Here is a 14,863-nt window from a genome sequence, read left to right on the forward strand (position 1 = left end):
AAAATGCAATTTTATCAACATATTCTCTTTTAATTTTTAAAGATTTAAAAAAAATAACCCATTTTAAATACAAACTAAATTTGTACCTAAAATGGGTTATTAATTTGCTTTTCATTAGCAACAGCAGCCATCATCAAAGTTAAATAATAGTAATATAATCAAAATCACCCAAATCCATATGCTATCATCATCAAATATATCATCAAATATGTTTGTAGCCAAAAGTAAAAATACAATAGCTATTATTATTAATAATCCGCCATTAAATCCACAGTCATCCCCGCCAAAAAATCTTGATAAAGTTTCCTCTAACTTTGCCATGTCACTCCCCCCTTAAAGTCAAACGGTTATATTGCTATATACTAATATATGTTTTCAAGCATAAATAAGTTACTTCAATGAAATTTTTATTCATCAGTGTATCTAGCTCATTTTGGCTTTCATTATTTGCTTCAAATACTAATTTTAAATATTCATCTTTATCATCCTCATTATCTTCGTTTATGACATCTATTAATAATTCGATAGATGAAGTTTTTATTAATTTATATTTGTCAAACAAAAAAGATGTATGTGAATTTTCCATACCTTTTTTTATCTTCATTAATCTAGATATATACTCCCCTTTTTTTTCGTTAACCTTATCCTCATTTTCCATTACATCTTGCAAGATTACATTACTCTCAGCAACATAGTCTTTTATTCTATCCATATCTATAAGCAATGAGTTGTAAAAAAGACACCCAAGAATTATAAAAAAACCTGCAATTGACGATAATAATAATCCTATGTTTTTCATTATCCTTCCTCCTAAAGTTATTATCTATATTAAATTTATATTCATTTTTTAAAACTTTAGGACTTTTTTTGATTATATATTGAAAAATTGCCAATATTATATTAAACTACAATTAAATTTTAAATTAACATGGAGGTAACTAATGTTTGAAAAAATTAGAGATATTATAGTTGAACAATTAGGTTTAGATGATTCTGATTCTTTAGCTATGGAAACATCACTTAAAGAAGATCTAGATGCTGATTCTCTAGATGCTGTTGAAGTTATAATGGCTTTAGAGGAAGCGTTTGATATAGAAATACCAGACGAAGATGCTGAAAACTTCAAAACTATTGGTGATATAGTAGAATATATTGAAGGTCACTAATATATAAAAAGGGATGTTTCCATTAGGAACATCCCTTTTTCATATATTTAAGCCCATTTTTGTAAAATATTTTTCATAAAGTCTTTTATATCTATCCCATAAACTTCATTTAATGTATAACCATTAAATACATCCTCAGGTAATCCATAATCAACTTCTTTTCCATCTTTAAGTATAAGTACTCTATCTGCAAAATATTGAACTAAATTTAAGTCGTGTAATACACCAACCACTATTTTATTATTATTTTTAACCCAATCCTTTAGGTTTTCTAATAATTCTATCTGATGTTTAAAATCTAGATGATTGGTAGGTTCGTCTAATAAAATCACATCTGGATTTTGTGCAAAGACTCTTGCTAAAAATACTCTTTGAAGTTGACCACCTGATAATTCAGTAATCATCTTATCTTTTAATTCATATATGCCAACTTTTTTCATACTCTCAACTATTATTTCAACATCTTTAGGAGATAGCCTTGCAAAAGCCCCCTTTGAATAAGCATACCTTCCTAGAGATACGGTATCATAAACAGTATAAGGGAAATATAACTGAGTTATTTGGCTCATTAATCCTATTTTTTTTGCCAACTCCAGTCTGCTAAGTTCTCTTACTTCTTTTCCATCTACTTTTATATTACCTTTATATTCAATAATATTCGCAATAGATTTTAAAAGCGTACTCTTACCACATCCATTAGGTCCTACAATACAAAGATTTTCTCCTCTTTTTACATTAAGATTAATATTTTTAATTATTTCTTTTTTATCATATCCTGTATATAAATTTTTTATTTCTAACATTTAATATCACCTAGCTTTTTTGAAATATATATAGGCAAAGAATGGAGCTCCTATTAACGCTGTTACAGCCCCCACAGGTAGTTCCATGGGTGAGAATACAGTTCTTGCTATTAAGTCTGTAACAACCATTAGACATCCTCCAAATAAAAATGACATAGGTACCACATATTTATGATTAGAACCAAATATTTTCCTTACAATATGAGGAGCAATTAAGTCTACAAATCCTATGGTTCCACTTAATGCTACTGAACCTCCCGTCAAAATAGAACAATATATAAATAATTTGCTTTTCACCTTTTTTGTATCTACCCCTACTAAATTTGCTTGTTCTTCACCAAATGTAAGTATATCCATTTCTTTTGTAAATCTAAGGACCCCTAACATTCCTATAATAAAGAAAGGTATAATAAGTCCAACATATGACCAACCCTTCATTGCAAAGCTTCCCATCTTCCACAGTGTAATACTTTCTAGATCCTCAGTGAAAAATGCTGTTAATGTTGTTAATAAAGCATTTACAAACAAAGAAAATACCATTCCTGCTAAAATTATTGTATTATTTGACATAGTTTTATCTATTTTAGATGCAAAAGTTATAACCAGAAATACAGTAGCTAAACCAGAAATAAATCCTATTAATGGCAAGGTAAAGCCTTGTAGTAAAGGTATTGATATACCTGAAACAATTACCAACCCTGCGCCAAGAGATGCCCCTGAGGATACACCTAGTGTATATGGTGATGCCAATTCATTTTTTAATACAGATTGAATGACAGCGCCACTTACAGCAAGACATCCACCAACTATAAATGCTAATAACACTCTTGGTAATCTTATTTTCCAAATTATAGCTACTTGCGGAGATGCTATGTTTTCATTAAGTGGTAAATTTAAAATTTTATTTAGCATAACAGATATGGTATCTAAAATGCTAATATGGGAACTTCCATTGGAAGCTCCCATACTTATAATAAAAAATGTAATCAATACACTTAATAATATTTTCTTTTTATTTCTATTTTCCATAAACATCTGGATATATAGCTTTAGCCATTTGATCTAAAGCTTTCAGTATATTTTGATTTCCACGAGCAGCTGAATTTGCATCTATATAATAAACATCTCCATTTTTAACAGCTGTTATGTTATCCCATCCATCACGTGCTAATATTTCTGCTGCTGGATCTTCAACATAATCAACTTTTGTTAATATTACATCTGGATTAGCATCTAATATTGCCTCTTCTGTTGGGGCAAACCAGCTTTCTTCATCTTTAAACACATTTTCTGCTCCTACTACTTCAACCATTTCATTTAAGAATGTGCTGTGACCAAAACTAAATAAGTTTGGAGCTGGACCTATTTCAAAGTATACTTTCTTTTTATCTTTTATAGTTTTAGCTAACTCTTCGTATTTAGATATTTTTTCTTTCATATCAGTGATTATTTCTGCACCTTTTTTCTCTTCATTTACTAAAGAAGCTATAAACTCTATATCCTTGTATATACCTTCTATACTATCACTACTTGGTATGTAAACTACTGGTATACCTGCTTCAACTATTGCTTTGTATGGATCTTCTGCAGAACCTATTTTATTGTGTCCTGATGCTATTATTATATCTGGCTCTAAAGCTATTATTGCTTCTGCATCTGGATTATTCATATCCATTTTGGGAAGTTCTTCATTCAATCCTTCTATTCCTTCAGAATATTTATCTACACCAACTAGTTTATCTCCTACACCAAGTTCTACTAAAACTTCAGTATTTGATGGCACTGCAGATATTATTCTTTCTAATTTTGTTGGTATTGTAACCTCATTTCCTTCCCTGTCAGTTACAGTTGTCTCTTTGCTATTACTGCATCCAACTGTAAACAGTAGTATAAAACTTGTTATAATTGCTAATATTCTTTTCTTCATGTCTTTTCCTCCTATAAATTGTCATAAAAATTCGCTTCGCTTCAGGCAACTCCGTTGCTCAAAAGTAACTTTTTTTACATTTCAATATTTGTTGATATTGCTTAATTCCACGAGTTTTCCACAGATTTGATAGCAATATAATATCCTTGTATGTAAAAAAAGCCTAACCGAAAGGTTAGGCAAATATATACATAGATTTTAAACATAAATGCTTTGTCATATTAAATCAAAAAAATACATATCTATTCTCTTAATATATTAAAATTTAAAACACAATGTTCCATAATGTAATATTTTCTTCACCCCGAAGAAACTACTTTATGATTTTAGGCAGGTCTCCTGACTTAGCTTCATCCTACTCCTCACCTTCCCATAAAAATTTGCTTCGCTTGAGCGACGTGTCGGCGAAATACTTCATGTCGCCAACGAGATGTCTTTGCTACCGCTTTAAGCGACTACGTCGGCACCATGCAATTTCAGACAACTCCGTTGCTCAAAATTCGCTTTTCTTTTATAAATTTTCACAGTGGTATTGTTGAGTTTCGTCCACATTACAGTAACGGGGGCTGTAGAGGAATCACACCTCTTTCCCTTTTAATCTATTGTAAATAGAACCTTAAAATCTAATGTATTCAATTTTTACTCAATTCATTATAACATATTTTGTAATTTATTCAATTTTTTTATTTTATATAATTTTATTTTGTCGTTTATCAAGCCCATTTTTGCAAAATATTTACCATGAAGTCCTTTATATCAATTCCATAGATATCATTTAGTAGTTTATCTTTTAAAACACTTTCCGGTGTTCCATAAGAAACTTCTTCTCCTTTTTTGATCATAAGTACTTTATCTGCAAAATACTGAACTAAATTTAAATCATGCAATACTCCTATTACAATCTTATTATTATCTTTTACCCATTCATTAAGATTATCCAAAAGATCTATTTGATTTTTAAAATCAAGATGATTTGTTGGTTCATCTAACAGAATTATATCTGGATCTTGAGCAAATACCCTAGCCAAAAATACTCTTTGTAATTGACCTCCTGATAATTCTGTAATTAACTTATCTTTAAGATCATACACACCTACTTTATTCATGCTATCTACTATTATTTTCCTATCTTCAAAAGAAAGTTTTGAGAAAGCACCCTTTGAATATGCATATCTTCCTAAGGATACAGTATCATAAACAGTATAAGGAAAATATAATTGAGATATTTGACTCATAAGTCCTACTTTTCTTGCCAATTCTACTCTACTAAGCATAGTTACTTCTTTATTATCTATTTTTATATTTCCCTTATAATCAATAATATTGGCTATAGATTTTAATAATGTACTCTTACCACATCCATTAGGTCCAACTATACATAGGTTTTCTCCATTTTTTACATTAAAACTGATATTCTTAATTATATCTTTATCATCATAACCACAATAAAGATTTTTAACATCTAACATTTAACATCAACTTCCTTTTTTAAAATATACATAGGCAAAAAACGGTGCACCTATTAAAGCTGTTACAGCTCCTACCGGTAATTCCATTGGTGCAAATATGGTTCTAGAAATCAAATCTGTTATTACCATTAGCCCTCCTCCAAATAAAAAAGACATGGGTACAACATATTTATGATTTGAACCAAAAGCCTTTCTTACTATATGAGGGGCTATTAAGTCCACAAACCCAATAGTTCCACTAAGTGCCACTGATCCACCTGTTAAAATAGCACAGTAAACAAATAATTTTCTTTTTACATTATAGGTATCTACACCTACAGCCTTAGCCTGTTCTTCTCCAAATGTAAGAATATCCATTTCTTTAGTATATTTAACTACTCCTAACATTCCAACTACAAAAAATGGCAATATCAATCCTACATAAGTCCATCCTCTCATGGCAAAGCTTCCCATTTGCCAAAGAGTTATACTCTTTAAATCATTACTAAAAAAGGCTGTTAAAGTAGTTAGTAGTGCATTTACAAATAGTGATAAAACCATACCTACAAGAACTACAGTATTATTTGACATGGTCTTATCAATTTTTGTTGAAAATGCAATTACAGAAAAAACAGTAACTAAGCCAAAAATAAATCCTATTAAAGGCAAAGTAAATCCACCTATTAATGGTAGTGATATTCCTGTTACTATTATAAACCCAGCTCCCAAAGAAGCACCTGAAGATACTCCTAAGGTATAGGGTGATGCCAATTCATTTTTAAGTATAGATTGAACTACAGATCCACTAGTTGCTAAACAACCTCCAACTAAAAATGCTAATAATACCCTTGGCAACCTAAGCTTCCATATTATTGCAATATGTTTTGATGTAACATTTTCTGATAAAGGTAAATTTAAGGTTTTATTACCTATTATAGATAATGTATCAAATAAACCTATATCTGAACTTCCTATGGATGTTCCTAACAAAATAATTGTAAGTAATACAATTATGCTTAAAATTATTTTTTCCCTATTTCTCATACTCATCTGGATATGTAGCTTTAGCCATCTCCTTTAAAGCTTTTATTATATTTTGAGTTGGTCTAGATGATGAATCTGCATCTATATAATAAACTTCATTATTTTTCACTGCTTTAATGTTTTCCCAACCTTCACGAGATTTTATTTCTTTTACTGGATTTTCTACATAGTTAACTGTAGTTAATATTACATCTGGATTTGCATCTATTACAGATTCTTCAGTTGGTGATATCCATGATTTTTGATTCTTAAATATATTTTCTGCTCCTATGATTTCAACCATTTCATTTAAGAATGTAGAATTACCAATACTATATAAATTAGGTGCTGGCCCTATTTCTATATATACTTTCTTTTTATCTTTTATTGTTTCTCCAACTTTAGATATTTTTTCTATTTCACTTTTCATATTAGAAACTATTTCTTCGCCTTTTGAATCTTCCTTAACTATAGATGCTATAAATTCTATATCTTTGTATATTCCATCTATACTTTCACTGCTTGGTATGTAAACTACAGGTATCCCTGCATCGCTAATAGATTTAAATGGATCATCAGATGAACCTGATTTATTATAACCTGAAGCTATAACAATATCTGGCTCCAGCTCAATTATTGCCTCTGCATCTGGTGAAGTAAAATCCATTTTCTTTACATCTTTATTTACACCTTCAATCCCCTCTGAGTATGTATCCATGCATACGATTTTATCTCCCACACCTAAACCAGCTAATATTTCTGTATTAGAAGGTGCTGTAGATACTATTTTTTCAATATTAGATGGTATCTCAACTTTGTTACCTTCTCTATCTGTTACAGTTTGTTCTTTATTACTACTACATGCTACTGTAAAAAGCATAACTACACATAATAATAATGATAATAATTTTTTCTTCATAAGTCTTCCCCCTTGTTAAAATTGTAATAAAAAAAGCCTAGCACAAGGCTAGGCTCATATATCTATGTTTTGACATAATATGTCTTTTAATATATTTCCTTCACCCCGAAGAAATTTGCTTCATAATTCAGGCAGGTTTCCTGACTTAGTATCAACCTACTCCTCACCTTCCCATAAAATTCGCTTTGTTCATGCGTTAACAAATTGTCTTCGCTATAGCTTTAGACAACTATATTGTTAAGAATTTACTCTGCTTATAATACAGTGGTATACTGAGTTTCGTCCACATTACAGTAACGGGGGCTGTAGAGGAATTACACCTCTTTCCCTATTAATCTTTAAGAACCTAAATTTATATTAAATTGTTTCTTAATATATTGTAGCATATTTAAACTTGTTTTTTATGATTTTAAAAATAAATCTTAATATTTCAATTATTTTTCTTCATAAAAGCTTACATTCTTTATTATTATATCAACAGTACCATCTTCATTTTGTCTGACACTATATTTCATAGGATCTTCAAAATCAACAAGATTTCCTTTTATATCAAATCCATTGTCTGTTTTTATACTTCTTCTTTTAAGCTTCTTCTCAACCCATTTTTTGTCTATATTGAAGCTAGTTTCAATTCCTCTATCAGTCATTAATTCTTTGAAACTTTCTTTTAAATGGTCATCATCTATTGATTTTTCCACAAATTCTTCTATATCAACTTCTTCTTTTTCTTTTAATGTGTAATTTAATAAACTTCTAACATCTTCTGCTTTTTTTATATTATTACCCATAGCATTTGTTATCCAATTATCTGCAGTAGTTTTGAAAGTTTTTGTATTAAACTTATCATCAGTAACTTTTTCAGCATGTAAGAATTCATTTATAAATCTTGATTTTTTCTCTGGATCTTCTTCTTTCTCTGAATCTTTGTCTAATAATCTTAAATGGAAGTCATCATTTATTCCACTAAGTCCAACTAATGCACATTGTTTTTGTCTTCCTGTGTCTGGTATTCCTATTTCGTTGCTTATTATTTGTATGTTGAATTTTTCATCTAATAATTCTATAGAATGAGTGTATAATTTCTTGTAGTCTAGTTTTACTATTCCTACATATTTTTCATCTTTTACACTATATAAACACATAGCTAAATCACATGAATCTATGTCTTCATATTTTTTCATTATATCAAATAAGAATGAAGCTATTTCTTTTGAGTTTTGAACAAAAGTATCAGCATCGTATATTATTTGTTCACAGCAATTTCTTATTATATTTTCATTATAGTCTTTAAATACAGCTTTTCTTAAATCATCATCCTTTGCTGCTCTGTTAATAATCTTTTGGAAAAACTTGTCTACCTCTGCATTATTTTTTCCTTCAAAATCATTTAATATTGGGCCTTCACTATTTCTATCAAGAACGTGAATAATATACTTATGTATAACCATATCTAACTACCTCCGTAATTTATTTTAACTTTTCTATTAATTCTTCCATATCTTTTGGAAGAGGGGCATTAAACTCTAAATCTTCCCTAGTTCTTGGTTGTTTAAACTTTAAACTATAAGCATGTAGAGCTTGTCTTTTAATTAAATTTTCATCCACATATCCATATAACTCATCTCCTATAATTCCATGACCTATATGATTTAAATGAACTCTTATTTGATGAGTTCTTCCTGTTTCCAGTTTTAATTTTAAAACTGTGGCATCTTTTAATCTTTCTACTACTTCAAAGTGTGTCACTGAAGGTTGTCCATCTTCATGAACTATCCTTTTTATACTATCATCAGTAGGTCTATAAATTGGCTCATTTATAGTCCCAAAATCTGATTCAACAATACCTTTTACTACAGCTATATACATTTTTTCCACTTTATCATCTTTCATATCTGATGATAAAACAAATTGAGCATAAGGATTTTTAGCCACAATAACTAAACCTGATGTATTCATATCAAGTCTATTTACAAACCTTACTTTTACCTTTTCATCCTTCTCCATAATATAGTGAGTAACACCATTGGCAATAGTATTCTCATAATGACTCTTTGTTGGATGAACTACCATAAACGCTGGCTTATTCACCATAATTATATCAAAGTCATCGTATAAAATAGATAGTTTTAAGTCTTGTGGCTTAAAATCAGCCATATCTTCTTCAATTCTTACCTCAATTAAGTCACCTTTATTTATTTTGTCAGCTGGTCTAATATATGTATTATTTACTTTTACAGTTTTATATCTTTTCATTTTTGATAAAGATCTTACTGAAAAGTTTAGTTTATCTAATAAAACTTCTTTCAAAGTTAAATTTTCTTCTTCATTTATATATGAAATAATATTATATTTCTGATCTTCTTTCTTAAACATATGCTCACCTACTTTTACTTAATATTATTTATATTACCATAAATTCATAGTTTTATATAAGTAAAAACAAAAAATTCCCTTTGCTCAAAAAATAAAATCACACTGTGAGTTGTGTGATTTTTATAATATCTAATAAAATTTATTTTACTTCTTCTGTTTCTTCATATCCTTTACAAACATCTACCCATTTGTCTGCATTAGAAAATTTTTCTAACTCATCGCAAGTTAACTCTATAGATGAGTTACTGCTTCCTGCTGCTGGGAAAATTGTGTCAAATCTCTTCATAGATACATCTAGATATACCTTTACCTGATCATTTTTAATAGCAAAAGGGCATACACCGCCTATGCCATGACCTATGTATTCTAATACTTCTTCTGGTGTTAACATCTTAGCCTTATGTCCAAACTCTGATTTAAATTTCTTATTGTCAATTTTAGCATCACCAGCTGTAACTATTAATATGGCGTTATCTCCTTCTTTATTTTTAAAAGAAAGAGTCTTAGCTATTCTAGCAGGAATAACACCCACTGCTTCTGCTGCCAATTCAACTGTTGCCGAAGATACCTCATGCTCCATAACATTATCTTCCTTGTTATACTGTTTGAAAAATTCTCTTACCTTTTCTATTGACATAATTATACACCTCCATTTACAACATTTCCCTATAATTATTCCCAAAATAAGTATATCATATAAAATTCCTTAGAGAATAAAATTAACATTTTTTAAATTATCAAAGTAAAATTTACTTTTCTCAAACCACCATGTGGACATTATTCTTCATATGGACAATGACTTTCCATTACTTGAGTAATATACGTTAAAAACATATTCACCAATTAGTTGTATTTTATATTTTATCTACACGAAAGATAAAATATAAAATCCTTACAATTAAATAGAGGTTTTCATACATTTTTGTATAAATATTAACATAATAATATGTTTTTTTGACAAAGGATATTTCCTAAATTTACATATATTTGATATAATACAACTTATAAACGAGGTGGAAAAATGGGGAGAATTGTAACAATAAACTCTAATAAAGTGCAAAGGTCTCTTGATACTAGAAAACTTTTGCATAAAAAATTAATTGAAGTTGGATTTGATGTTGACTATGAATATAATCCTGAAGCAGAATTAATAATATCTATAGGTGGAGATGGTTGTTTTTTACAAACTATTCGAGATTATAATCTCCCAAATGTACCCTTAGTAGGAATTAATACTGGTCATTTAGGTTTTTTTCCAGATATATCTCCAAAAGATATAGATATATTCATTCAATCTTATCTGGAAGGAGATTATATAACTCAAGAACTACCTCTCCTTCAAGCTAAAGTTACAACTAGCGATGGATGTTGCAATATTTTTGGAATAAACGAGGCTGTGGTTAAAGGAGATAAATCTAGAACTATCCATCTAAAATTGGATATAAATAATAAACGTGTGCAAAACTTTAGTGGAGATGGCTTAATAATATCAACCTCTGCTGGTTCTACTGCTTATAATTACGCTGTAGGTGGTAGTATAGTTGACACAAGCTTAAATGTTATACAAGTTGCACCCATATCACCAATAAACACAAATGCTTATAGATGTTTCACGTCTAGCATTATATGTTCACATGATTCCATAGTTAATGTATCTCCGGAATGTGAATTTGAAAATTCCACCCTAGTAGTGGTAGATGGTTTGGAGTATAATTTTAAAGAAATAGATAATATAAGTCTTTCCATATCAGATAGAAAAATCAAACTCCTTAGGACATCAAATTATGAGTTTTGGAGTAGGGTGTGTGAGAAATTCTTATAAATTATAGGAGGAAAGAATATGAAAATTGGAGTACTTAGTGACACTCATGGAAGTTTACCTTACTTAGAAAAGGCACTGGACACATTATCAGACTGCGATGTATTGCTTCACCTTGGTGATGTATTATACCATGGACCTAGAAATGATCTTCCAGAAGGATACAATCCAAAAGCTGTAATAGAAATCATAAATAATTTAGATAATATTACAATAGCTAGAGGTAACTGTGATGCTGATGTAGATCAAATGGTTATAAAGCATCCAATTGAATCTCCTTTTGTACACAAAAAAATAGATAACATTAGTGTACTTATGGACCATGGATATAGGGAATCAAGAGAAGACATAATTAAAAAAGCTAGAGAACTGGGAGTAGATATACTTATACAAGGTCATACTCATGTAAAAGAGTTATCTGTAGATAGAGATATTATAATATTAAACCCAGGAAGCACTGCTATCCCAAAAGATGGTACTCATTCTGTAGCAACAATAGAAATATTAAATGATGATAATATGGAAGATGAATTTGAATTAGAAATCAACCTAATAGATATAAATACAAAAGAAATAATTGAAGTTGATAATTGTGATTGCGAAGACGGATGCGATTGCAAATAAAAAATTCGCTTCGCTTGAGCGACGTGTCGGCGAAACACTTTAAGCCACTGCGTGGGCGCTCTACTTCATATAGCCAACGGCTTCGCCCGTTGCTCAAATAGCAAAGTTGGAAATTATACGTTATCCACAGGACAGATAACATATAATTTCCTTACAATTAAAAACATACTTCTCCTGAAGTATGTTTTGGTAAATCATTTTGTTATCGATTCAGACAAGTATATTAATCAAAAAAACGGCTAACTTTACAGTTAGCCATTTTTATTATAATATATCTACTCTTTTTAATATGTCATGCATAACTAATAATCCTAAACAGAATATTATTCCTAATATTCCACCAACTTGTATGCCTATAAATATTGCTGCTATTGTAAGCAATGGGCTTATACCAACATTAGCTGATACTAACTTCGGTTCTAAGATTTGTCTAAGTATTGACAATCCTATAAATACTACTGCTATTCCTATGGCAACAAAATAGTTTTCTATAACAAAGTAATAAATTATAACTGGAACAAATATTACAATTATACCTAAGAAAGGTATTAGATCGAGTAATGCTCCAATTATACCTAAAGGTAATCCATAAGGAACCTTAAACACAGAAAAACTTATCCATATAACTAAAAATGTAATACTCATTAAAATTGTATATGCCTTTATGTACCCTTTTATGGAGTACATTATTTCACTCTTAACTCTACGTACTTTTATTTTTGTATCATCTGTAAAAATACTTAGAAATCCATTTTCTATTTTATCAAAATCCTTAGCTATAAAATATGTAGACATAAATAATGTTATTATGATAAGTACTACCGTTGGTAATGATGTTGCTAAATTTATTATTTTAGATAACATTGTCTTAGCTATATCTGCAAGACTCTTACCATAATTAGCTACTAATCCTTCAATATCTATACTATTATTAGCTATACCTTGAAAATAATTAACATATTTATCCAAATTATTGACCCAGTCATTTACCATAGTTCCAATGTATGAATAACTATTGCTATCTATGTTATTTAAAAATGAAACTAGCTGCTGGCTTCCTTTTACTAATAAGAATGATGCTAAAAATATAACTAATCCAACACCTAATAAACTTAGAAATAAAGTTGATATACCTTTATTTATTTTAAATCTTCTTTTTAGCTTCTCTGATATGGGATTTATGATAATTGCCAATAAACCTGCTATAAAAAATGGAGCTATATATCCAAAGGTCTTTACTATTAATAAAAATAATACTGAATATATAACGAAAAATATTACATTGTTTTTTAACCTATGTAAAAAAGAGCTGTTCAATACAGACATACACATCATTCCTCTCTCTATTTTTGATTATATGCTTAATACGATTTTAATATACAAAACTAACTTTATTTATATAACCAATAATATATCTTTATTTATCTATTGCTAAAAGTGTAAATAAAAACACTGTTTAAAAACAGTGCTTTATTTGTTATAACATTATTCTGATTTTCTTTATTCTGTTTTTATCTACTGATTCTATATTAAATTTAACTCCATCTACTTCTATAAGTTCATTCTCTTCTGGTATGTGTTTGATATATCCTATGATATATCCACCTATGGAGTCAAATTCTTCTGATTCTAAGTTAATATTTAAGACTTCATTTACATCGCTGATTTTAGTACTTCCTTCAACAAGGAATTCATTAGAGCTTATTACTTCGATTTCATCTTCCTCTTCGTCATATTCATCTTCTATATCTCCAACTATAACTTCTACTAAATCTTCTATGGTAATTAAACCTGCTGTACCACCATATTCATCTACTACAATGGCCATTTGGCTTTTGTCTTTTTTCATTTCCTCTAGAAGTTGAGTAATTTTCTTAAATTCATAAGTGAAGAAAGGAGCTCTCATATATTCTTTTACATCAAAGTTAGCTATTTCTTCATCATTCAAGAATATTACATCTTTTATATTTAATATACCTATAATATCATCTATTGTTTCTTCATATACAGGCATTCTACTTAATTTTTCTGTTTTAAATAATTCTATTATTTCGTCATAACTATCTTCTAAATCAATTGCTACAATATCTAATCTTTGAACCATAGCCTCTTTTGCTTGCATATCTCCAAATTCGAAGACATTGTTAATTATTTCTCTTTCTTCTATTTCCAATAAGCCTTCTTCATGACTTACATTTACCATAGTTTTTAATTCTTCTTCTGTAATGAATGGTCTTACACCATTATCAGGTACCCCAAGAAGTTTAAATATTATTTTTGTAATAACATTAAATATTCCAACTACTGGCTTTAATATTACCATAAAAAATTTAATTGGTTTAGCAACCATTAAAGATACTTTTTCTGGAGTATTTGCTGATATTGTTTTTGGTGTTATTTCACCAAAGATTAAAACCAATACAGTCATTAAAGCTGTAGCCATCGCCACACCTTGAGCTCCTAATCCTAATGTGGTAGTAAATAATGAAGTTGTTATAGAAGTTGCTGCTATATTCACAATATTATTACCTATTAATATTGATGTTAACAATCTATTTGAATCTTCTAATAAAGAACCCACAAACTTTGCTCCTCTAACTCCATCTTCCTCCATATGTCTTATTTTTATTCTGCTAAGTGACATTAATGCTGTCTCAGATGCAGAGAAAAATCCTGACCCTATTAATAAAATTACTAATAAAATTATCTGAATCAAACTACTGGTCGAACTATCCAACCCTTACCACTCTCCTATATGTAT

The 14,863-nt window shown here is 29.2% G+C and carries 16 protein-coding genes and 2 riboswitches; of the genes, 3 read left to right on the forward strand and 13 right to left on the reverse strand.

Going from position 1 to position 14,863, the window contains the following annotated elements; translation table 11 throughout:
- Positions 1–114: 114 nt before the first annotated feature.
- Together NSA58_RS06960 and NSA58_RS06965 are read right to left on the reverse strand one after the other, a co-directional pair.
- Complete coding sequence (locus tag NSA58_RS06960) at positions 115–321, reverse strand: hypothetical protein (protein WP_039680125.1); 207 nt, start codon at positions 319–321, stop codon at positions 115–117.
- A 34-nt stretch (positions 322–355) separates the two neighbouring features.
- Positions 356–799 carry a hypothetical protein gene (locus NSA58_RS06965; RefSeq protein ID WP_039680124.1) on the reverse strand — a complete coding sequence of 148 codons (444 nt, stop codon included), beginning with the start codon at positions 797–799 and terminating at the stop codon, positions 356–358.
- A 142-nt stretch (positions 800–941) separates the two neighbouring features.
- Between NSA58_RS06965 and acpP the strand changes: the two genes are divergently transcribed.
- Positions 942–1,166, forward strand: a complete 225-nt coding sequence (gene acpP, locus NSA58_RS06970) for an acyl carrier protein (protein WP_039680123.1) — start codon at positions 942–944, stop codon at positions 1,164–1,166.
- 47 nt (positions 1,167–1,213) lie between these two features.
- On the opposite strand, the gene NSA58_RS06975 is transcribed toward acpP, so the two are convergent.
- The 9 genes from NSA58_RS06975 to NSA58_RS07015 all read right to left on the reverse strand — a co-directional run bounded on the left by NSA58_RS06975 (position 1,214) and on the right by NSA58_RS07015 (position 10,296).
- Positions 1,214–1,969: an ABC transporter ATP-binding protein gene (locus tag NSA58_RS06975; RefSeq protein ID WP_074079787.1), complete on the reverse strand. Its 756-nt coding sequence runs from the start codon at positions 1,967–1,969 to the stop codon at positions 1,214–1,216.
- A 6-nt stretch (positions 1,970–1,975) separates the two neighbouring features.
- Positions 1,976–2,998 carry a FecCD family ABC transporter permease gene (locus tag NSA58_RS06980; RefSeq protein ID WP_257560323.1) on the reverse strand — a complete coding sequence of 341 codons (1,023 nt, stop codon included), beginning with the start codon at positions 2,996–2,998 and terminating at the stop codon, positions 1,976–1,978.
- A complete protein-coding gene (locus NSA58_RS06985) occupies positions 2,988–3,896 on the reverse strand; it encodes an ABC transporter substrate-binding protein (protein ID WP_257560324.1) in 909 nt (302 codons plus the stop codon). The genes NSA58_RS06980 and NSA58_RS06985 overlap by 11 nt, the downstream gene beginning before the upstream one ends.
- A gap of 312 nt (positions 3,897–4,208) precedes the next feature.
- Positions 4,209–4,530, reverse strand: a riboswitch (cobalamin riboswitch).
- A 79-nt stretch (positions 4,531–4,609) separates the two neighbouring features.
- Positions 4,610–5,365, reverse strand: a complete 756-nt coding sequence (locus tag NSA58_RS06990; protein WP_039680119.1) for an ABC transporter ATP-binding protein — start codon at positions 5,363–5,365, stop codon at positions 4,610–4,612.
- Positions 5,366–5,371: 6 nt separating this feature from the next.
- On the reverse strand, positions 5,372–6,388 hold the full coding sequence (locus NSA58_RS06995) for a FecCD family ABC transporter permease (RefSeq protein ID WP_074429081.1): 1,017 nt from the start codon (positions 6,386–6,388) through the stop codon (positions 5,372–5,374).
- Positions 6,378–7,286, reverse strand: coding sequence for an ABC transporter substrate-binding protein (locus tag NSA58_RS07000; RefSeq protein WP_039680117.1), 909 nt, complete (start codon positions 7,284–7,286; stop codon positions 6,378–6,380). Before NSA58_RS07000 ends, NSA58_RS06995 begins: the two co-directional genes overlap by 11 nt.
- A gap of 113 nt (positions 7,287–7,399) precedes the next feature.
- Positions 7,400–7,651, reverse strand: a riboswitch (cobalamin riboswitch).
- Between the two features lie 69 nt (positions 7,652–7,720).
- Positions 7,721–8,734, reverse strand: a complete 1,014-nt coding sequence (locus tag NSA58_RS07005; protein WP_039680116.1) for a nucleoid-associated protein — start codon at positions 8,732–8,734, stop codon at positions 7,721–7,723.
- 19 nt (positions 8,735–8,753) lie between these two features.
- Positions 8,754–9,659 (reverse strand): RluA family pseudouridine synthase, encoded by a 906-nt coding sequence (locus tag NSA58_RS07010; protein ID WP_074079784.1) that lies wholly within the window; start codon positions 9,657–9,659, stop codon positions 8,754–8,756.
- Between the two features lie 139 nt (positions 9,660–9,798).
- Positions 9,799–10,296: a YbaK/EbsC family protein gene (locus NSA58_RS07015; protein WP_039680114.1), complete on the reverse strand. Its 498-nt coding sequence runs from the start codon at positions 10,294–10,296 to the stop codon at positions 9,799–9,801.
- A gap of 384 nt (positions 10,297–10,680) precedes the next feature.
- On the opposite strand from NSA58_RS07015, the gene NSA58_RS07020 reads away from it, so the two are divergent.
- Both NSA58_RS07020 and yfcE read left to right on the forward strand, forming a co-directional pair.
- Positions 10,681–11,481 carry an NAD(+)/NADH kinase gene (locus NSA58_RS07020; RefSeq protein WP_039680113.1) on the forward strand — a complete coding sequence of 267 codons (801 nt, stop codon included), beginning with the start codon at positions 10,681–10,683 and terminating at the stop codon, positions 11,479–11,481.
- Between the two features lie 18 nt (positions 11,482–11,499).
- On the forward strand, positions 11,500–12,102 hold the full coding sequence (gene yfcE / locus NSA58_RS07025; RefSeq protein ID WP_039680112.1) for a phosphodiesterase: 603 nt from the start codon (positions 11,500–11,502) through the stop codon (positions 12,100–12,102).
- A 264-nt stretch (positions 12,103–12,366) separates the two neighbouring features.
- Here the strand turns inward: yfcE and ytvI are convergent, their stop codons facing one another.
- Both ytvI and NSA58_RS07035 read right to left on the reverse strand, forming a co-directional pair.
- Positions 12,367–13,428 (reverse strand): sporulation integral membrane protein YtvI, encoded by a 1,062-nt coding sequence (ytvI, locus tag NSA58_RS07030; RefSeq protein WP_039680111.1) that lies wholly within the window; start codon positions 13,426–13,428, stop codon positions 12,367–12,369.
- 151 nt (positions 13,429–13,579) lie between these two features.
- Positions 13,580–14,839, reverse strand: coding sequence for an HlyC/CorC family transporter (locus tag NSA58_RS07035; RefSeq protein WP_039680110.1), 1,260 nt, complete (start codon positions 14,837–14,839; stop codon positions 13,580–13,582).
- Positions 14,840–14,863 lie beyond the last annotated feature (24 nt).

The sequence above is a fragment of the Terrisporobacter muris genome (genome assembly GCF_024621905.1).
Taxonomy (GTDB): Bacteria; Bacillota; Clostridia; order Peptostreptococcales; family Peptostreptococcaceae; genus Terrisporobacter; species Terrisporobacter muris.